The organism is Zunongwangia sp. L-65 (assembly GCF_056859415.1).
Genome location: NZ_JBSXOK010000045.1, coordinates 15,927 through 36,870, shown reverse-complemented (window position 1 = coordinate 36,870; position 20,944 = coordinate 15,927). Strand labels below are relative to the sequence as shown.

Genomic DNA, 20,944 nt, shown 5'->3' with positions numbered 1-20,944 from the left:
AGTTTGATTATAAACTAAAATTAGTATCTTCCATTTAAAAATTAAGAAGATGAGGATAATTTTTTCATTTATAGCTTTGTGGATTTTTCAACTTACAAATGCACAAAGTGTAGAGGGATCCTGGGAGCTTATTTTAGAAAATGAAATTCCGACTGAACTCACTACAGTTCGTATTTATCAGGACGGATTTTTTGCTGAAGGCACCAAGCAAGGCGATTACGAATTTAAAAATGCAAAAGGTGGAATTTATGAAACCGAAGGATCTTCTTATACCGAAAAATTCGAGTTCAATTCTGCAGATAAAGAAAAAGTGGGAAGTATCAATAATCTTGCGATTGAAGTATCTAAAGACACACTACGGTTAAAAGGACAGGATTTTTCACAAACCTGGCTTAAAATTGGTGATTATCAGGACGATCTTTCAGGGGTTTGGATTATTACCGGCCGGCAGAAAAATGGTGAAATGCAAAGAAGGGAAACTGGCGATCGCAAAACTATAAAGCTACTTAGCGGAACACGTTTTCAATGGATTGCTTACAACTCGGCCACCGGAGAATTTTTTGCCACAGGCGGCGGCTCGTATCTTCCAAAATATGGCAGATATATCGAGAATATCGAGTTTTTCTCTAAAGACGATTTTCGTGTAGGTGCCAGCTTAACTTTCGACTATCAGATTCTAAACAACGAATGGCATCATCGCGGTAAAAGCTCGGCCGGTGATGCTATTTACGAAATCTGGTCACCCTATAAAACCGAAGAAATTATTAGGGATTAATCAACGGGTTAAAATAGCCTCTGTAGGCAAATAAAAAATTCCCGGTGGATTTTTAGTAAGATTAAAATACAATACATCTTCCTGAGTATGATATTGCATTCTTATTTTACCCTGAGATTGCTCATAGCTACTTTCTATGGTGCCGGCAAAATTCCCTTCAGAGATTTTAAGTAATACAATAGAGAAGGTGTCATCACTAGCGCAATCTATACGTTCGCCATTATCAAAGATGGCGCAATGCTTACCACGGTATTCTTTGTCGCTAATCTTTTCCAGTTCGATATCAAATTGCTGGGAACCGTCTGGCGAAGTCCATTTCCAGGAACCTTCGAGATCCTGGGCACTCATAAAACAGATACCAAAAACAGCAAATATCAGGAATAGTTTAAGTTTCATTCTATAGTAGATTTGGTTAGCAGGCTTTACGAAAATAATTATTCCCCAGTTACTTTTATGTTATCAATATCATAAGTTGTGGTACGTGAAGGATCCCTTCCCTGATAACAAAAGCCTATATAAACTTCAGCAGTAAAACAGGAAAGATCGATCTTAGAATTCTTAAAGCTTTCTCCACTTTGGCTTGAAGGCCCCATAGGAATATTGGCTTCCAGTAAATGCCAGTTTGCATTCTTTGGATCGCCATCAAAATCTTCACTTAGATAAACCTGCAAAATAGTTCCGTTGTCATAAGATGCTTTAATATCAAAAGACAAAACTTCATTTTGCGATTGCGAAAGATCTATGGACGGAGTAATAAGCCAGGCTTCCAATGGATTCTCCCCGGTATTATAGGCCGAAATTCTGATCGTTCTATTCCCGTTAGCAGTGGCATCCACAAATCGCTCTTCTCCTCCGTTTACGTTTAGGTTAGTCCACCCTAAAGGATCTAATTTATTCTCGTTGGTGATTTCAGCAAAGTTTTCTTCAAATAAAATCGTTTCCCCTTCGGTAGTGTTAGTTCCGCAGCTAAAAAATTCGGGGTCACAGCGCTCACCTTTAAACAAGAGATCTTCCGAAGAATTCACCTGAATAATATAAAAATCGTCGTAAAAATCACGTCCTAAAACACCCAATATGCTTCCTGAATTTTCCGGTAAATTAAGCCATCTAAAATCGGCATAAGTGCTTGTGCTTAGCAAAGCCGTATCATCACTACCACATTCTTCTATTTGCCGCAACCCATCGTATTGATCAAAAACTTCAGCCGCAAAAGTGCTATTGGAGGGACTAAATAAATTTCGGTTAAACTGAATATGATTCAACTGCACATAAGTACTTAGTAAATCTGAGGAAAAATCACCAATATTAATCTGCAGCGGAATGATTTCTTCCACAATTTCTGAACGGATTAGATGCTCATCGATTTCTGAAGATACTATAGGGTCAAGATCGCCCCTATTTTGTTTCCCCAACTGAATTAATCCGTTATTTTTCGAAATACTGAGTCCGTTTAATTTTACAAAAACTTTTCTTCCGAAATTATAACGTTGATAGAGTGCATTTTCATCAATCAAAATTTGTATTCCGGCTTCGGGATTTTCAGGATGATCCTGAAGAATGAGTTCATTATAAAAATTACCGGCACGATCAGACGAAATTACATAAGCTTCAAAATACTGATCTCCTGAAAATGTATAGATCTCCCCTGTTTCTTCATTATAACTATTTTTTACAGCACGCAGACTGATTTTGGTGCCTTCTGTGCTTACATTCTCGGGAAGTTGGCTTTGTGGCACTTCATAATCATCGGTCTTCACACAACTGATCAAAATGAGTATAAAAAGGCTTAGAAATTTCTTCATTTTAAAACCGAACATAAAGATTAGCAAAATAAGTGGTACCATAGCCGTACCAGTAACGATTCCCAAAAACCGGTGTTTCGCGTTGCCGATCTTCCTGCAAACTGGTAAAATTTGCATTTCTGGATTGTTCGTAACCTCCCGTTTTATAAAGCTGATCCAGGATATTATTCAGGCTTATAAAAACGCCCACATAATAATCGCCCAATTTCCAGGATTTTCCTCCAATCGCATTCAGCAGAAAATAATTCCCTAAATTTTCCTGTTTAAGATATTTTCTGGCTAATTGCGCATCATAATTTTCTAACGGCAAACCATCGGTATCGGTAGCAAAATTTGCCGTTCGAAGCAACGGACTCACATTGATAAACGCATTTGCAAAATAGTTGGCCGTAAAACCAAACCACCAGTAATTGGGATCACGATATTCAAAACCTAACTGCAAAGCCTGTTGTGGCCCATTTGCGAGCCGATAATTTTTCAATCGAGTTTCTCCATAATTCACATTTCCAGCAAAACTATTGCTGGTTAAATACAAATTAGGGTTATTGGAATAGATAAACTGCCCTAGTGCTACAGCCGATTTTAATTTTATGGTTGAAGTCACCTGAGCTTCAGCACCAAATTCGATTCCTAAATGTTGTTTTTCGGCATCGTATAGAATCTCCTGGACAAAAGCAGTTGTTGTATTTCTCCCCAAACCTGAAAGACCATCAACATAATAAAAAGAAACATCGGTCACATTTCGAAATTGTGTAAAATAGCCGCTGACTTTAAAATTGAAATTTGGCGAACGATAACGGTATGTGGCATCTACACTATACATTTGTTCGCTATCCAGATCCTGAACCACCGTATTATTTTGCCGCGGATTCGCAAAACTATTTTGTAGTGTTGGTGGATTACTGGCAAAAAACAGATTAGAAGAAACGGAATGCCGACCTGTAAAATGATACGTTATCCCAGATTTTAATCCGAAATCGATAAAATTCAGTTCCTTACTTCTCCCAAGTGAATTATCCGGGAATAATCCGTTTTGGTAATTACCAAAACGCTCATAACTTGTTGAACTCACATTTGCAGAAAAGTAAGTTTCAATATTCTTCGTAGCGAATTGAAGTTGTGAAAATGCTTGAAGACTCGTGGCGTTTAGATCATAATTATATTTATAAATATCACCCTGGGACACTAAACGATTGGGGTTTTGTACATCGCTTTGAGCAACCTGCTCTAACGAATAATCATTTATGGGTTCAGCAAAGAAATCGATATCCAGAAAATGATTTGCACCAAAAAGATCGTCGATTTTCGCATAATTATGACTTTGCAAATGCCGAAAATTAATTCCGCCATTCAGTTTAAACATTGCATTTATGGTATGATCAACAATAGCATTCAGATACATGGAATGATCATCATAGCGATCTGCAGTTAAAGCATACACCGCATTATTCCCGTTATTGGTTTCAGCCATGTTCGCGTCATAAATCGCCTGCCAGTTTAATTGTCCATTTTCCCTAAATGCCGCCGCGCTTTTGTATGCTGCTTCATAGTTCTCTCTACCTTCAGATCTTAAAAAATAACTCGGTAAATTTTGATAATAGGCGGGATCTGGATTTTGCCCTCCGCCCTCATAAGAAACCTCATCGTTAAATCGCACTAAATTAGTACCTCCATAATCGATCCTGGTATTCCCGATATGTCCAAACTGATAAGCAACATTGGTATTTATCTTCGTATTTTCTGAAAGATCCCAAAAGTGATTCAGCATCAAAATAGGCTCCTCTACCCGGCGTTGCCGGGAATTTCTGATTTCGTCTCCCTGAAATCCCCAATAGCTATTATATTTTCTTCCTTTTAAATTAAAAACTTCATTGGTGATCGCCGCTGATTTTCCCCGAATATTAGGCGTATAAATTGCCGCAACATTCAGGCTGTGATTTTTGTTTATCTTTTTTTCTACGGAAAGAAAAGCTGACTTCGCCTTATACGAAGTTCCTTCAATATAACCTTCTTCAGCAAATCGCCCCGAAAGGGATAGCGTATAAAACCAATTATTTTTTAATTCTCCAGAACTATAGGTGGCCATAATCCTGGAACGATAGCTCCTATTGGCTGCGGATAAGGTAAGACGACCTCCTTTTGAGTACTTTGATGCCCGCATTACAAAATTGGTAGTACCGGCAAGGCTTCCAAAGCTATTATCCACTGCGGTAAGTCCGAAATTAAAATCCTGATTACGCTGCACATCGTTTAATCCGCCCCAATTACTCCATTGCGGCCTGCCATTTTGGATTTTATTAAGCGGAATACTATTAATCATAACTTTTCCGTACTGGCTATCGTAACCCCGTGGTTTAAAATAGGTCTGACTAAAATCGTAAGCTGCTGCATTTAAAAAAGCGTCCTTGCCAGCGGTTAAAATCGATGAAAATCCAGCATCTATCTGATCATCGTCCAGCTGATTTTCGCTTAAATTTATAGTTCCCAATTGTGACTGCTCTTCGATGACATCTGGAATTAGCCTAATAACCCCTAAATTTAAACTTGCCTGATCCAGAAGTACAGGTAAGCGCAACGACTCAAAACCAGGTTTAGAAATGTTCAATATATAATTTCCCATTTCTAAATCGTCGAATTTTAAAGTAAATCCCCCGTTGCCATCTGTGGTTTCTTTTAGAAAATGATTTTCTATACTCACCGAAACGCCAGCAATCACCTCCTGAGAATTGGCGTTAAGTATTTTTCCAGAAATTAACCTTTCCTGGGCCTGTAAAAAGCCGAAAGACATTGAAATCATCCAAAAAAAGACCAATCCTTTCACTGAAAATCAATACATTAGATATTCAAGTTAACAAATAGTATTCGAAACCGTATAACTTTATCAATAAAAATTAAGATTTTTAACGCAATCCCTCAAAATAGTAAGATTTTGACTACTAAATTATTACCAGTCCTTTTTCTTTTATACTGCGGAATTGGGTTTTCCCAAGATCAGGATACCTACGATGTTTTGACCATTGCTTTTTATAATACAGAGAATCTTTTTGATACCCAGAATGATGATTTTACTTTTGATGATGACCGTACACCTGAAGGTAAAGATGCCTGGACTAAAGAAAAGTATGAACTGAAATTAAACCATATTGGGCAAGTAGTATCTGAAATTGGGACAGAATTATCTGGCCATAGCCCTGAAATTATTGGATTATGTGAAGTAGAAAATATCAGGGTACTTGAAGACTTATTAAACACTGAAAAATTACAAAATAAGAACTACAAAATCATTCATTTTGATTCACCAGATCGCCGCGGAATAGATAACGCGCTCCTTTATAACACCAAAGTATTTACTCCTACACAATCTAGAAATATTGAAGTTTTAATTCGAAATGAAGAAGGTAAGAGAATCTACACTAGAGATATTTTGGTTGCTACGGGACGGATTCAAAATGAAAACTTCGCATTTTTAGTCAACCACTGGCCCTCCAGAAGTGGTGGTGAAAAGGCAAGCCGAAATTATCGAAAATCAGCTGCACTGGTCAACCGAAAAATATGCGATTCACTTTGGGCTATCGATCCTTCTTTAAAAATTATCAATATGGGGGATTTTAATGACGATCCTAAAAACAAGAATGTAAAAAATGTGCTGAAGACTTCAGAAAGTCCAAATCAATTTCAGTTTTATAATCCGATGCTAAAGTTATATAAAAAAGGTGTTGGCAGTTTAGCGTATCGCGACAATTGGAATTTATTTGATCAGATCTTAATCTCTGGAGCAATGATGACTAAAAATTATGAGCATTTTCAGTATTACAAAGCAGGAGTTTTCAAAAAAGATTATTTGGTGACCTCTACGGGGCAGTATAAAGGATACCCCTTCAGAAGTTATGGATATAATGGCTACCTGGGTGGCTATAGCGACCATTTCCCAGTATATCTTTATCTTATAAAAAAGAAAAATCCCCGTTAAAAACAGGGATTTTCGATATTTTGAAGGTTAATTTTTTATAACCATGCGTTCCAAGGAATTCTTGAAAGAAGCACTACCAAAGCAATAGTATAAAATATCGCCAGTGTTTTAAATTTTGGCGTAGAAGTTAATTTCTTTTTGTGTTTTGAATATCCTATGGTAATTAAAGCAATAGCGATAATCATCATCAGGGGGTGCTCTACATTATACAATCTTAGGGTACTGTCCCCCATAACTCCGCCCATTCCAACTTCGCCCCACATTTTAAAATAAGGTGCTACAAAGTAAAGAACAATACCAATAAGTAATTGAATATGAGAAACGATAAGCGTAAAAAGGGATATCCTAAAATTACCGGCACTATATTCTTTACCGGAAACCCAACCAATTATTGCACTTATCGAAGCGATGGTAAGCATTATAACTACTAAATAAGCCCAGTAGGAATGTATAAATTGAACAGTTTGGTACATAATTTTCTTTTTTACAAAAATAGGTTATTCCCATCGATTTTCAGCATCACTTCCGCCCCAAATAAGGGTCACTAAATATGGATTATCGATAAACGGATTTCTATTACCTTGTGCAGCTTCGATTACGTTATTTCTTTGCATTTCGAATTCTGAAACAGGATCTTCTCTATTCCATTTGAGGAAAAGATCTAAGTTTCCTACAGTTTCAATATTTTCACCATAACGAATATTTAGATAAAAAACCATTCGAGCCACATCACCCTTCCAATCGTCACCGGGATACCATTGTTCGTTATTCCCTACAAGACCGTATTCCCCATTGCCATCGGCAAATGGATAGTTAGATCTTTCACTATTAACATCAATATCGATAGATCTTAAATGGTGCAAATCTGTTACCGCATCTGCTGCAGATAATCTTGATTGAGGATAAATATGCTCTGTATTGAAGGTTTCATCATCACCCGGTGGCTCCTGAGTTTGATATTCATCATCTGAGCGGCTTTCTCCAGAGTACATCAAAATTACATTTCCAGGGGTATCAGGATCGGCATCCGCACTATATAAATAATCATGGCGATCTGTGTATGCTAAAATCGTTTCGTGTGCAGCAACAGTAAAATTAGAAAGAGCAAGCTTTAAAAAATCTGAATTTTCTGTAAAGGTTACATCATCATAATAATCCTGTAGATCTGCCGGAATATTAAATGCTATAGGGGCTACTACTTGAACAGTTACCGTAGCGGTACTACAGGAAGCTTCTGGCTGATCATCATCACAAATAGAATATTCGAAAGTATCTTCACCGGTAAAACCAGCTGAGGGCACATAAGTTACGCTACCATCATTATTTAAGGTTACTGTTCCCTCACTTGAAGAACCATCTATACTAGTAAGCGTAGCTCCATCGATTAAATTATCGTTAGCTAACAGCTCTGCAAAAATCGTCTCAGCATCATTAGTATTTACAATTACCGTATCATCTTCGGCATACGGATTACCTTCATCTATTACTTCAATAGTAACCGTAGCAGTATCACAAGAAGTATTCTCATCATCATTACAGATGGTATAGGTAAAGGTATCTGATCCTGCAAAGCCTTCATTAGGTTCATATATAATATTGTTTTCACCGTCGATAGAAACTGTTGCATTTCCACTAGAGGATTCAACCTCTGTTATCATTGCATCTCCAACCAGGTCATCATTATCACCATAATTACGAATTGTTAGCGTTCCATCCTCAGCCACTTCATAAGTATCGTCATTAGCCGTTGGTGGTCCAGGCTTATCTACCTGAATAGTTACTGTGGCTTCTGAACATCTATCTGAATCCCCAGGAACGCAAAGCGAATACATAAAAGTGTCTTCTCCATGAAAATCTGCAGGTGGTACATAAGTATAGGTTCCATCTCGATTATCTGAAATTGTCCCCCCTTCACTACTTTCAATATCAATAGAAAAAAGACGTGCCTTGTCTACAATTTCATCATTCTGAAGGATATCATTTCCGCTAAAAGTAACTTCAACATTTTCTATTGTGCTAAAATTATCATCTACCGCTACTGGATTTTCTTCCTGAGGATTACCAGGTTCATTTGGCGTTCCCTCATCACTACTGCTACATCCAAGGAAGAAACTTCCTAAAAGGAATGCAAAAAAGAAATTCTTTTTCATTAATTCTTGATTTATATTCTAATTTGATTCTAGTATTACAAATATCTTAAATAAAAGAGCTTTAAAAAATAAAACCTTCTGTATTAATACAGAAGGTTTTAAAAAATTCTAAGAATTCAGATTATTCATTAATAACCCATTCTCCAGCTTCATTTTTAATCAAGCTAATACTATTTGTAGTATTTGAACCATCATAAACGGCATAAGTTACAACGTACTTCTGACCAACCTCAGCATTAGGAGCCATGTTATTAAGTACAATACGTGTAGCTTCTAAAATCATATCTGGACTCCAATACGCCCCATTGTCAGATCTAGTGTCGAAGTTGTTATAACGCAACATGCTGCTCACAGGATCAGGATATTTATCCTGTAAAGCACTAGCTATAGTTGCAAAATCGTTTCCGGTAAGCGTATAACGTATGGTATTATCTGGAACCCATACTCCTTCATCATTTAATCCAAATTGTAAAGAAGCTGTCCTTGTGGAAGGTACCACGTTAAATTCTCCATCTTCGAAAATATAATTTACATACTCTGTTGAAGTTTCACCTGAACTATATAAATCATAAGCAACGGCAGTTACATCTCCTTCTTCTGCATACGGATATTGCATTCCCAGATAAATACCTATTCTATATAAGGCTTGATCTTCGTTAGAGAAGTTAGGGTAACTTTGTCCCATTGCTTCATAATCTTCCATATCTAAAGTAAATGGTCTACCCCATGAACCGTTAGTGTAAGCATATACATTTCTAGTAGTAATTGTAGCAGTAGAGGCATTTGAATCTATAACGTAAGCACCATCTGTTTTTACAACATTTATAACTTCTGTACCAGCTGAACCAGTATAAACAGCGTAAGTTACAGCAAACTTAGAGCCATCTGTAGCATTAGGAAACTGTTGATTTAAAAGAAAATCAACCGCTTCAAGGATCATTGCATCTGTCCATTGAGTATCCCTGCCATCTCTCCTATCGAAATTACTGTAATCAGCGGCATTAGAAGCGGGATCTGGAAACTTTTCAGCAAATTCGCTTCCTATCTCATCAAAATCAGAAGCACTAATTTGGTATGAAGTTCCTCCAAAAGCTACATACTCATTTCCATTAAATTGCACGGTCATACTTTCTGTTCCAGCACTTCCATCATAAATCGCATATGAAACGTTATAAATTTGATTAGTAACATCTTCAAAATTGTCTTCTAGTACCACATTTATTGCTTCAAGAATCATATCATTATCCCAGTAGGCATCGCGCCCTTCACGCCTATCGAAATTACTGTACTGAGCAGCACTTGGTGCCGCATCTGGATAATCACTTCCTAACTTCTCTCCTATTAAATCAAAATCTTCAGCATTAATTTCATAAGGAATTTCCTCGGCCACAGTTCTATATTGTAAATCTACATAATCGCCACTTTCAGCTTGAGGAAAAATCTCACCTAAAGCTTCATAAACCTGCGAAGAGCTAGTAAAATAACCTTCTTCTAAACCTATTGCACTATAATCCTGAGAGGTAACTTCATAAAGCTTCACCCGAATAGGATCATAAATATCGTAAATGACATTTATAGATGAATTTTTACCATAGTAAGGATATCGCTCAGAAAGTAAGTCTGGAATGAGTAATCTGGCATCATCCTCACTGTTAAAATTTGGAAAACTAAGACCTAAAAAACCATAATCATCTTCAGTTAATACAATTGATTTATCTGCCAAAGCACCTTCAGAATCAATTTGGTCGTTGACCTGCTCATGTATATCATCCATTGGATCACAACCAATTAAAGTTGCTCCAATAAAAAGTAGTAGTAATATATATATTTTTTTCATTGTCAAATTTTTAGAAGTTAATTTTAGCACCTACACTATAGGTACGTCCAAAACCATACCATACATTAGAATCAACAAGCCCTCTATAATCAGGGTCTTTTACATTTCCTTCTCTTGCATCAGAAATATATTCAGTATCTAATACGTTAAATACATTCGCATTGATAGTAGCATCAAAAGATCCAAACTCGAATTTATGTGTTAAACCTAAATCTAACAATCCTACATCAGGCAATTCAAATGGTCCTTGCAAATCAACAGAATCTCTAACAGTAGGGTCGAAATCTGCAAAATAACGATCATAATAAGTGAAATCACCTCTTAAAAATGTACTAGGAAACACCTCATAATTAAGACCTAATGCTGCTGTAGTTTGAGCCGAATTACCAACTTCTACCCCATCTATAGCAACATTAATTGTTCCTAAGACCGTAGTTCCATCTTCAGCTAAAATATCAACATTGTCAATATTATTGTCCCATTTCCAGTCACCTAAAGACATCATACCTGTTATGTTAAGCCTATCTGTGGCCTTATATTCAAACTCTAGCTCAATACCCTGATGCAACGCATCAACTCCTAAAATATTAGCAAAAATTTGTTGATTGCCCTGAACAAAAGATCTCGCTAAAGTTTTATCTTTCCAAGCTGTTCTATAAAGGTTAAAGTCAACTCGAAGATTCTGATTTCTAAACCCATAACCTAATTCAGCACTGAAAATCTTTTGGTTTTCTGCATCGTCATTTGCAATATTCCTATTATTTAAGAAAACCGTATTAAAAAATGGTGCTCTTTCAAAATAACCTACATTCCCAAAAACTTTGTGGTTGTCGTCTAAATTAAAATTCGCACCTCCTTTAGCTCCGTAAGAGAAAAAATTTATCCAATCTGTTTCCTTATCAGGACCATCATCTGCATATCTAAAATAATCTATTCTTTTATAAGAAGTATTAGAAGCATTTAATGACACAAAAGCAGAAACAAGATCGTTAGAATACTCTGCTTGTGCAAATCCACCTTCCCAAAGTACTAGACCATCATTATAATAATTAATTTTATCTCCTTCTTTTGTAGACCTATTAGGATCATTTACATTAGAGTCATCAGCCCAGTATTGGCCTCCTAAAAGATCCTTTACTTCCTGGAAGTGTCTTCCTTTATAATATCTTAAATCTATACCTCCTACTAAATCCCATCCTTCTCCAACTTCAGTGGAAACTGTAGAAAGCAAGCCTGTCCAAAAATGATCGTTTCTTGAATCATATAAAATAGTTTCTGACCCGTCTGCTCCATTAGCAGCATTTTCACTTACTACACGATCTAAATTTAAGGGCAGATATGGAGCTGGTCTATAATCTGAATCTACACTACGAAGATCAGCATTACCAGTATAACCACCGCCACCACCAGTTCCAAAGGAAACATAAGCAGCTGTAGATAATTCTGTTTTATCACTTATCGTCCAATAGTGATTTAAAGAAATTTGTGGCTTGTGATAAAAATTATCCTGTACATTAACTACCTGACCATTTCTATAGCCCCAGTCACTATTAAATTTTATACCTCTACTACTTCTTTGATAATCCTCTATAGGATGTAAAGTTTCTCTTTGCCCGTGACGCTGAGGCGCTCCAAAAGCAGTCAATGAAAGTTCATGATTTTCATTAATCTCTTTTGCAATATTCACAAAGTAATTATACCCTTCGAATTCAAGACCATCTGCAAATCTTCTACCACTAATTTTTGAAGCGGAAATAGTAGCTGCCCATCCATTTTCAGTTTTACCTGTAGACACAGTAGCACCAAATTTTTGTAAACCATCATTACCAGTAGAAGCTATAACACTCCCTCCCTTTTTCGCATCTGTAGACTTGGTTACAATATTGATAGTTCCTCCAATAGAAGGCACTGCAACTTTAGCTGCTCCCAAACCTCTCTGAGTTTGCATTGTTCTGGTAACATCAGAAAGTCCTGCCCAGTTACTCCAGTAAACACGACCATTTTCCATGTCATTTACCGGTACACCGTTAATCATTACTGCAATGTTTTCTGAATTAAACCCACGCATTCTTATGTCGGCATCTCCAAAGCCACCACCTTGTTTAGTCACATATACACCTGGTGTAGTTTTCAGAATTTCAGGAAATTCCTGGTTTCCTAATTTAGTTTCGATTGTTTCAGCTTTTACTGTAGAAACTGCAACAGGTGTTTTTCTGTCAATTGCTAAAGAGAAGCTGGTAATCACAATTTCATCTAAAGCATTGTCATCTGCCTCTAAAACAATTTCGCCTAAATCCTGGGATCCTCCTGAAAGGCTAAACTGCACTTGTTTAGTTTTAAACCCAACAAAACTCACTTCTAAAGTTCCTGTAGAGCTTTTTACCTCTAATGAAAAATTTCCATCAAAGTCGGTTGTAGTACCAGTCTTAGAACCTACTACCATTACGTTTGCCCCCGGTAGCGGGCCATCCATTTCAGAATCTATTACCGTACCGGTAATAGTCCCCTGAGCAAAAATTGTAGCCGTTGCAAAAAACAACGCTAAAGCTAATAATTTCCTCATGTGTAAAATTTGTTTGATTTGATTTTAGTTCGACGCAAATGAAGTTATTATTCCAAAATCCAACTTTAACGTAATGTTAAGGATTCAATATTTAACACCAATTTGCTCGCCAAAACTAAAACTTTTTTCAAACCTCTGAAATTGAGAGACTAAAAGTTTTTAACTCATATTTAGTTTTATCTTATTTTTATTTTAATATAAATTTTAACTAAACTTTAATGAGAATTTAGTGATTAAACAATGATGTTTTTAAGGTATTCATAAGACTTCTGTGATTTATAATAATGACCTACTCAGCAATCCAATATTAAAACAAAAAAGCACCTCAAAACGAGGTGCTTTTTAAATTATCTTAAAAAATGTTAAATTACTATCCTAAGAAAACCTTTAGTAAACTACTTGTTGAAGAATCATGGTTTTCTATCGCTTTACTATCCATATCATTTAAAATAGTACTTGCTAATTGCTTTCCTAATTCAACTCCCCATTGGTCGTAACTAAAGATATTCCAGATAACACCCTGCACAAAAATCTTATGTTCGTACATCGCTACTAACTTCCCTAAACTTTCAGGTGTTAGTTTATCGATAAGAAAAGATGTCGTTGGCTTATCTCCATCAAATAATTTAAAAGGTAGCAATTCTTTTATTTCATCTTCACTCATTCCTTTAGAAGATAATTCTTCTCGAACCTCATCTTCGGTTTTTCCCTGAAGCAAAGCTTCTGTTTGTGCAAAGAAATTGGCCATTAGTTTATAATGATGATCTTTATCGTCAAATAAAGACACTTTATATCCTATAAAATCTGCCGGAATCAATTTGGTGCCCTGATGTATTAACTGGAAAAATGCATGTTGCGAATTTGTTCCTGGTTCTCCCCAAATAATCGCCCCGGTTTGATAATCTACTTTATCTCCATTACGGTCGGTACTTTTACCGTTACTCTCCATAACTGCCTGCTGCAAATAAGCCGGCAATCTATGCAGGTATTGAGAATAAGGAATTACTGCTTCGCTTTCTGCCTTATAAAAATTATTATACCATACGCTTAACAACCCGGCTAATACAGGAATATTATTTTCGAATGCTGTTTCTTTAAAATGCTCATCCATTTTTTGCGCTCCACTTAATAAAGCGTCAAAATTTGGATAACCAATCGCTAAACTTATAGAAAGTCCTACCGCACTCCAAAGTGAGAAGCGACCACCAACCCAATCCCACATTGGGAAAATATTATTCTCGTCGATTCCAAATTCTTTTACTTTGGCCACGTTACTGGAAACCGCAATAAAATGTTTAGAAACCTCATCTTCTGGAGCTGTTTTCATAAACCAGTTTCTAATCGTAGTTGCATTGGTTAAGGTTTCCTGAGTGGTAAATGATTTAGAAACAATAACAAACAACGTAGTTTCTGGATTAAGATCCTTTATAGTTTCATGTACGTGATCACCATCAACATTCGAAACAAAATGAACATTTAGATGGTTTTTGTAAAACTCCAAAGCTTCAGTTACCATTACCGGCCCAAGATCTGAACCTCCAATACCAATATTTACAATATCAGTAAAATTTCTTCCGGTATATCCTTTTGTAATACCCTGAATAACTTCAGAAGAAAAAGCTTTTATTTTTGCCTTAACCTCTTCAACCTCATTCATTACATTTTCACCGTCTACTTTAATATCGGCATTTTTAGAAGCGCGTAAAGCAGTATGTAAAACAGGTCGGCCTTCAGTCTTATTAATAGCCTCGCCTCCAAAATAAGCATCCATAGCTTCTTTTAACCCACATTCATTAGCAAGATCGATAAGAAGTGATTTTGTTTCTTCGGTAATTTTATTTTTACTGAAGTCTACATAAAAATCTTCCCACTTGGTGGTGAATTTTGCAGCGCGCTCACTATCGTTTTCAAATAACGATTTTAAAGACTGGTCTTTCGTCTCATTATAATGAGCTTCTAATTTTTTCCAGGCTTCGGTTTTGGTTGGATTTATATTCTTCATTTTTCAATTTTTTATTGCGTTGCGAAAATTTAGTAGAGAAACCCACCTAATTTTACACAAAAATCTTGTTTTTAGATATTCTTGTAAGGTATTTTATCCAGCGCTGTCTTTAACGGCTCGATAAACGCAAAATATTCGTCTTTTTTACCATCTTCAATTTGCTTGGCTGTAGGTAAATTTTGGCGATAAGGATCTACCTGTTTACCATTTACCCAAAATCTATAACACACATGTGGCCCCGTAGCCAGCCCGGTACTGCCAACAAAACCTATCACATCTCCCTGCTTTACCGCCTGCCCGTTCCTTACATTTCTTTTACTCATGTGAAGATATTGCGTGGTATATTTTTGATTATGTCTTACTTTTACATAATTACCGTTACCAGAGGTATAGCTGGAAGCGATTACCACTCCGTCTGCCGTAGTTTTTATGGGTGTTCCCGTTGGTGCGGCATAATCTGTTCCCAAATGTGCTTTCCATCTTTTTTGCACCGGGTGAAATCTTCTTCTTTGATATCTAGACGAAATCCTACTATAATTAAGCGGGGCTTTTAAGAAAAAACTTTGCAAGGCTTTTGCTTCTTCATCATAAAAACTAGCCTGCCCTGTCACTGAATCTGTTTCATAGTTGAAAGCATAAAAAGGGCGATCTGAATGTTTAAAAACTGCTGCTTCCACACTTTCTATTCCCGCAAAAATCGTATCATCGATATACTTTTCATGATAGATCATTTTAAACTGATCTCCTTTTTGAAGTTTAAAAAAGTCGATACTCCACTGGTAAATATCCGATAATTGATAAACAAGCAGATTGCTTAAGCCCTGTGCCTGCATGGCTTCAGAAAGAGAGGATGTAATCACTCCAGAAACTTCCCTTCTTTTTACAGAAACCGGCTTTTTTGAGGTATAGGCAGAAACACTATCGCCTATGTTTAAAACCGTGTAATCGATTTTATTATTCTGATAAATAAAATGAAGCGGTGTATGAGCCGAATCTTTGGCTTTTAAAATTATATATTTTTTCCCCGCCGTAATCCTTGCCGGGTTAAAGGTATCTTTTACTTTTTCTGAAATTTCGAAAACTTTACCACGATCTACACCGTGATTATCCAGAATATATCCAAAATTATCCCCTCGCTCTATGGTATCTATTACTACATCAAAATCGTCCAGAACAAACCCAAATTCCTTTACAATAGGTTTGGGTGCTGGCTTTTTAGTTTCTGCTACGGCTTTATCTTTTGTTTCTTCCTTGCATCCCGCAAAAACTAATAACAGCAGGAATAAAAAACTAAATTTCTTCAATTTCTAATTCTTATTTTCAATATTAAACATGTGGTTTACCCATTCTTTGCCCCATTCTTCGTGTTCTTCTTCATTCCACAATTCAGGAAAAAAAGATATTTTTTGAAATCCCGGTGGTAAAAATTCTTTCCAGTTTGTGCCACCAGTGGCTTTTACCGTTTTCTTTCCATGATCCAGATGTCTATATGCGGCACCTATATGCATCAACAACCAGTTAACGTTTACACTACTATCAAAAGTACGTAGTGCTTCGATTAATTTTGGATTGTTTTTTTCTGAAGCTGCCAGGGCCTGATAACGGCCATACAGGGTTTTACCCTTAACCTCGTTCGCAATCCTTAAAAAGCGGGGCGTATATCTTTTTTCGAACTGTTTAAGGGTTAAGGTTTTCTCACCGGTTTTAAGGTCTATACCACCTTTCTTCCAGTAAATATTTTCGAATAATTCTTCGATTGAGTTATTTAAACTGAAGTTCTTTCTGATCTTATGGTCTACAAGATTTTCAACCGGAGTAGAATAAAACTCGATCATTCTAAACTGCGCCGACTGGAAACCGCTTGCCGGTAATAAAGCCATTCGGAACTTTAAAAACTGCTCTCGCTCCATTCCTTTAATCATTATATCAAAAGAATTGATAAGCACCCTAAAATAACGGATGATCCTATTCAGCTTTTCAATAAAATAAGGTGCGGTTAAATTAGGATTTTCGATCACCTGCTTTTGCTCGTGGATAATCAGCTTAAAGTATAACTCGGTTATCTGATGATAGGTTAGGAAAATCTCTTCGTCTGGGAAATGAGTTTCCGGCTTTTGCAGACTTAACAACGTATCTAAACTTATATAATCCCAGTAGGTTAAATAGCGGTCGTATAAGAGACCATCAAGGTAAGACCCCATATCCTGACCCGAATTTCTGAATTTCTCTTCCAGCAATTCTATTCTTTCGGCTATTTCGGGTTTAATTTCCATGCTAATCTATAATAATCCTGAAGGGATATTTTAGACCTTTATAAGCATCAAGATCTGCATCTAGGGATCCTACCGCAAGATCTGCTTCAATTTTTAAAGGCACTTTATTTTTATCGTCGCTTACCCAAAAGGTAAGACTCTCCTGCTCTTTAAAAACTCTGCCTGCCATTACATAAGGCCTAAACTTTAGCGCATTTACTTTTCCAAACTTGGTTTTTATAACTTCCCTTCCCAAAAACTTTACCTTAAAATCCATATTTTCATCATCGATAAAAAGATTAAGGTATATCTCGTGGCCGGGTTGCAGCGCATCTTCGTTTATATTGCTGCGAAGATAGTAAAATGCAGACAACATATCATGGATATTTTCCTTTGTAGAATAGGTCTTTTTCTTATCATGCTTTTTATCATGAACATAAGCGGTATTGGACCTATGATCGAAATCGATCTCTAAATCTTTGGTATGCCCTCCTTCGTCAATTTGCCGTATGAATTTATAAGGTTTCCCGTTTTTACGATCTATGAAAGTTTCGTAATTATCATTAACTTTAAAAAACCAGTGAAGCATGCCAGTAGATTTACCTTCTCCTACTATATGATAAACCGGTGTGCCATTTAAATAATCATCGGTAACCTCGAGGGTAGCATAACTCGCATTAAAAGGTCCATAATGTATCCTGAATTTAAACCACTCCCCAGTATCATAGGCATTTTGAGCTTGATGAGAGGTAAGTGCGAAGAATACAAGCAGTATCGTAATCGTAAGTCTGTGGGTCATGGGTTTAAATTTGAAATATTTATATTTTAAACATCTATCCTTAAGCAGATTTACAATTACTATTCCAAATGTATCAAAACAAAAAACCCCATCAAATTAATGACGAGGTTTTTTGTCTTATTAACCAACTAAAACTTAAATTATGAAAAAACAAATTTGGTAACCACTCCAAAAATGCGAGCGCAAAATTCCGTATTTTATCCTGTTAAAAAAAGCCAAAAACAAACTTTAACTAAAACATTGATTTTTAGACAACGAAAAAATGTTTTAACTTACTTTAAATCAACAATTTTCGATTATTTTAGCGTTCCTCGCAAATCCTGCTCTCTTTCGATAGCTTCAAAAAGGGCTTTAAAGTTTCCTTTTCCAAAAGATTGCGCCCCTTTTCTCTGGATGATTTCAAAAAACATGGTTGGCCTATCTAAAACCGGCTTGGTAAAAATCTGTAATAAATAGCCTTCATCGTCTCTATCGACCAGTACTCCCAGCTCTTTTAGTGGCGCTAATTCCTCATCGATATCTCCTACCCGATCTAATAAATCATCATAATACGTTTCAGGAACATATAAAAATTCTACTCCACGATTACGCAATGCGGTCACGGTTTCAATAATATTATCGGTAGCTAAAGCGATATGCTGAACTCCGGCACCATTATAAAAATCAATATATTCTTCAATTTGTGATTTCTTTTTTCCTTCCGCAGGTTCATTAATAGGGAATTTAATTCGCCCATTTCCGTTACTCATTACTTTACTCATTAATGCGGTATAATCTGTCGAAATATCATTATCATCGAAGGAAACCATTTGCGCAAACCCCATCACTTTTGCATAAAACTCGCACCACTTATTCATCTCGTTCCACCCCACATTTCCGACCATATGGTCGATATACTTCAATCCAGTCTCTTCAGATTTAGCAAGCGGAGCATAGGTTCTATAACCAGGAATAAAAGGACCTTTATAATCACCTCTTTCTATAAAAAGATGAACCGTTTCTCCGTAAGTATGAATTCCAGAGATCACTACTTTACCATATTCATCTTCTAATTCGTAAGGCTCTACATAACTTTTAGCACCTCTTTTGGTGGTTTCTTCATAACTTTTTTTAGCATCATCTACCCAAAGTGCAACAAATTTCACACCGTCGCCATGTTTATCGATATGCGCATTTATTTCTCCTGAAGGTTGTAACGGAGAGGTAAGTACGATCCTAATTTTCCCCTGTTTTAAGACATAAGAAACACTATCCTCCCTACCGGTTTCCAAACCAGAATAAGCCACGGGCTGAAATCCCCAGGCATGCTGATAATAATAAGCAGCCTGCTTTGCATTTCCAACATATAACTCTACAAAATCTGTCCCTAAAATGGGAAGAAAATCTTCTGCTTCAGGGATAACCTTTTCTAACTGTAATGATGAATTATCTTTAGACATAACTTAAATATTCGTTTTTTTTAATCTTTTTATTTATCCTCGTCTTCCAACCAGGATCTGTAATAGGTTTCATCAGCAATGGCCATAGCATCTTCGGTAAGCTGTAAAGGCTTAAAGGTATCTACCATTACTGCCAGTTCCTCGGTTTCGGTTTTACCAATGCTTCGTTCTACTGCTCCTGGATGCGGCCCATGAGGAATTCCTGCTGGATGCAGCGAAATATGCCCGGATTCAATATCATTCCTGCTCATAAAATCACCGTCTACATAATACAATACCTCATCACTATCTATATTACTGTGACTATAGGGTGCTGGAATACTTTCTGGATGATAATCGTATTTACGGGGACAAAAACTACAAACTACAAAAGCATCGGTTTCAAAAGTTTGGTGTACCGGTGGGGGTTGGTGTATTCTACCTGTAATCGGTTCAAAATCGTGGATAGAAAAAGCATAGGGATAGTTATAACCGTCGTAGCCCACAACATCAAATGGATGCGTGGCATAGACCGTATCAAAAATTTCTCCTTGTTTTTTTATTTTGATTAAAAAATCACCTTTTTCATTATTCGTTTCCAATTCATAAGGTTGTCTTAGATCACGTTCACAAAAAGGCGAATGCTCTAATAATTGCCCAAACCAGTTTCGATATCGTTTCGGTGTATATATTGGTCGTCTGGATTCTACAATAAAGAGTCGGTTATCTTCTGTATCAAAATCGATTTTGTAAATGGTCCCTCGAGGAATCAGGAGATAATCACCGTATTTAAAATCGAGATTTCCTAAATGCGTCCTTAATTTCCCGCTACCCCTATGAATAAATAAAAGCTCGTCACTATCGGCATTTTTATAGAAATAATTATCAGTTGATTTCTGTGGTGCTGCCAGAATAATATCGACATCACTATTGGTTAAAATAACCTTCCTACTTCCTAAATAATCACGTGTTGGTTGTACCTGAAAACCTTTTAAACGGTAAGACTTTAAATTATTTACTTTTGAAATTACAGGTTTTACACTATAACTTTTTCTAACTTCTTTAACCTGTGTAGGCCGCTGCTCGTGGTAAGAGATCGAGGACATCCCGTCAAAACCAATGGTTCCAAAAACCTGTTCGTAATAAAGACTCCCATCCGGTTTTTTAAAAATCGTATGTCGTTTATGTGGAATCTTACCTAATTTATGATAAAAAGGCATAATTAAATATTTAATTAGACTACTTTCCGATAGCTAAAATTATAAAATTATCAACAAAAAGCATATAAAATTAACTAATAATAAATTTATAGAAAATAATTATATTCTTTCTTAAATGAAATGTAAAACTAGGTTTTAATACGCTAAATTAGTTTG

Annotated in this window: 15 protein-coding genes; 2 read left to right on the top strand and 13 right to left on the bottom strand. The window is 36.3% G+C overall.

Features of this window, described 5'->3' with window-relative positions:
* The first annotated feature begins 49 nt into the window (after positions 1-49).
* Complete coding sequence (locus AC13DP_RS04960; protein ID WP_013069717.1) at positions 50-775, top strand: hypothetical protein; 726 nt, start codon at positions 50-52, stop codon at positions 773-775.
* Here the strand turns inward: AC13DP_RS04960 and AC13DP_RS04955 are convergent, their stop codons facing one another.
* Genes AC13DP_RS04955 through AC13DP_RS04945 form a run of 3 tightly spaced genes read right to left on the bottom strand, consistent with a single transcriptional unit; the run spans position 776 to position 5,365 of the window.
* On the bottom strand, positions 776-1,171 hold the full coding sequence (locus AC13DP_RS04955) for a hypothetical protein (RefSeq protein WP_013069716.1): 396 nt from the start codon (positions 1,169-1,171) through the stop codon (positions 776-778).
* 38 nt (positions 1,172-1,209) lie between these two features.
* Positions 1,210-2,577, bottom strand: coding sequence for a DUF5689 domain-containing protein (locus AC13DP_RS04950; protein WP_086026159.1), 1,368 nt, complete (start codon positions 2,575-2,577; stop codon positions 1,210-1,212).
* A 1-nt stretch (position 2,578) separates the two neighbouring features.
* Positions 2,579-5,365 (bottom strand): TonB-dependent receptor, encoded by a 2,787-nt coding sequence (locus tag AC13DP_RS04945; protein ID WP_233421335.1) that lies wholly within the window; start codon positions 5,363-5,365, stop codon positions 2,579-2,581.
* A gap of 141 nt (positions 5,366-5,506) precedes the next feature.
* On the opposite strand from AC13DP_RS04945, the gene AC13DP_RS04940 reads away from it, so the two are divergent.
* Positions 5,507-6,547: an endonuclease/exonuclease/phosphatase family protein gene (locus AC13DP_RS04940; RefSeq protein WP_013069713.1), complete on the top strand. Its 1,041-nt coding sequence runs from the start codon at positions 5,507-5,509 to the stop codon at positions 6,545-6,547.
* Positions 6,548-6,582: 35 nt separating this feature from the next.
* On the opposite strand, the gene AC13DP_RS04935 is transcribed toward AC13DP_RS04940, so the two are convergent.
* The 10 genes from AC13DP_RS04935 to AC13DP_RS04890 all read right to left on the bottom strand — a co-directional run bounded on the left by AC13DP_RS04935 (position 6,583) and on the right by AC13DP_RS04890 (position 20,788).
* Positions 6,583-7,020 (bottom strand): hypothetical protein, encoded by a 438-nt coding sequence (locus AC13DP_RS04935; protein ID WP_041578476.1) that lies wholly within the window; start codon positions 7,018-7,020, stop codon positions 6,583-6,585.
* Positions 7,021-7,044: 24 nt separating this feature from the next.
* Positions 7,045-8,697: an Ig-like domain-containing protein gene (locus AC13DP_RS04930; protein ID WP_013069711.1), complete on the bottom strand. Its 1,653-nt coding sequence runs from the start codon at positions 8,695-8,697 to the stop codon at positions 7,045-7,047.
* 121 nt (positions 8,698-8,818) lie between these two features.
* Entirely contained in the window at positions 8,819-10,534 is a 1,716-nt protein-coding gene (locus tag AC13DP_RS04925; protein WP_148211639.1) for a hypothetical protein, read from the bottom strand.
* A gap of 10 nt (positions 10,535-10,544) precedes the next feature.
* Entirely contained in the window at positions 10,545-13,097 is a 2,553-nt protein-coding gene (locus AC13DP_RS04920) for a TonB-dependent receptor (RefSeq protein ID WP_013069709.1), read from the bottom strand.
* Positions 13,098-13,467: 370 nt separating this feature from the next.
* Positions 13,468-15,099, bottom strand: a complete 1,632-nt coding sequence (gene pgi, locus AC13DP_RS04915; RefSeq protein ID WP_013069708.1) for a glucose-6-phosphate isomerase — start codon at positions 15,097-15,099, stop codon at positions 13,468-13,470.
* A 71-nt stretch (positions 15,100-15,170) separates the two neighbouring features.
* On the bottom strand, positions 15,171-16,403 hold the full coding sequence (locus AC13DP_RS04910) for a M23 family metallopeptidase (RefSeq protein ID WP_013069707.1): 1,233 nt from the start codon (positions 16,401-16,403) through the stop codon (positions 15,171-15,173).
* 3 nt (positions 16,404-16,406) lie between these two features.
* On the bottom strand, positions 16,407-17,372 hold the full coding sequence (locus tag AC13DP_RS04905) for a tryptophan 2,3-dioxygenase family protein (RefSeq protein ID WP_013069706.1): 966 nt from the start codon (positions 17,370-17,372) through the stop codon (positions 16,407-16,409).
* A gap of 1 nt (position 17,373) precedes the next feature.
* Positions 17,374-18,150 (bottom strand): DUF3108 domain-containing protein, encoded by a 777-nt coding sequence (locus AC13DP_RS04900; protein ID WP_013069705.1) that lies wholly within the window; start codon positions 18,148-18,150, stop codon positions 17,374-17,376.
* Positions 18,151-18,446: 296 nt separating this feature from the next.
* On the bottom strand, positions 18,447-19,589 hold the full coding sequence (gene hppD / locus AC13DP_RS04895) for a 4-hydroxyphenylpyruvate dioxygenase (protein ID WP_483067398.1): 1,143 nt from the start codon (positions 19,587-19,589) through the stop codon (positions 18,447-18,449).
* A 29-nt stretch (positions 19,590-19,618) separates the two neighbouring features.
* Positions 19,619-20,788, bottom strand: coding sequence for a homogentisate 1,2-dioxygenase (locus AC13DP_RS04890; RefSeq protein WP_013069703.1), 1,170 nt, complete (start codon positions 20,786-20,788; stop codon positions 19,619-19,621).
* Positions 20,789-20,944 lie beyond the last annotated feature (156 nt).

Bases quoted from the DNA above. Each gene is read 5' to 3' on its own strand.
- AC13DP_RS04960 (WP_013069717.1), top strand. From the start codon at position 50: ATGAGGATAATTTTTTCATTTATAGCTTTGTGGATTTTTCAACTTACA.
- AC13DP_RS04955 (WP_013069716.1), bottom strand. From the start codon at position 1,171: ATGAAACTTAAACTATTCCTGATATTTGCTGTTTTTGGTATCTGTTTT.
- AC13DP_RS04950 (WP_086026159.1), bottom strand. From the start codon at position 2,577: ATGAAGAAATTTCTAAGCCTTTTTATACTCATTTTGATCAGTTGTGTG.
- AC13DP_RS04945 (WP_233421335.1), bottom strand. From the start codon at position 5,365: ATGTCTTTCGGCTTTTTACAGGCCCAGGAAAGGTTAATTTCTGGAAAA.
- AC13DP_RS04935 (WP_041578476.1), bottom strand. From the start codon at position 7,020: ATGTACCAAACTGTTCAATTTATACATTCCTACTGGGCTTATTTAGTA.
- AC13DP_RS04930 (WP_013069711.1), bottom strand. From the start codon at position 8,697: ATGAAAAAGAATTTCTTTTTTGCATTCCTTTTAGGAAGTTTCTTCCTT.
- AC13DP_RS04925 (WP_148211639.1), bottom strand. From the start codon at position 10,534: ATGAAAAAAATATATATATTACTACTACTTTTTATTGGAGCAACTTTA.
- AC13DP_RS04920 (WP_013069709.1), bottom strand. From the start codon at position 13,097: ATGAGGAAATTATTAGCTTTAGCGTTGTTTTTTGCAACGGCTACAATT.
- pgi (WP_013069708.1), bottom strand. From the start codon at position 15,099: ATGAAGAATATAAATCCAACCAAAACCGAAGCCTGGAAAAAATTAGAA.
- AC13DP_RS04905 (WP_013069706.1), bottom strand. From the start codon at position 17,372: ATGGAAATTAAACCCGAAATAGCCGAAAGAATAGAATTGCTGGAAGAG.
- AC13DP_RS04900 (WP_013069705.1), bottom strand. From the start codon at position 18,150: ATGACCCACAGACTTACGATTACGATACTGCTTGTATTCTTCGCACTT.
- hppD (WP_483067398.1), bottom strand. From the start codon at position 19,589: ATGTCTAAAGATAATTCATCATTACAGTTAGAAAAGGTTATCCCTGAA.
- AC13DP_RS04890 (WP_013069703.1), bottom strand. From the start codon at position 20,788: ATGCCTTTTTATCATAAATTAGGTAAGATTCCACATAAACGACATACG.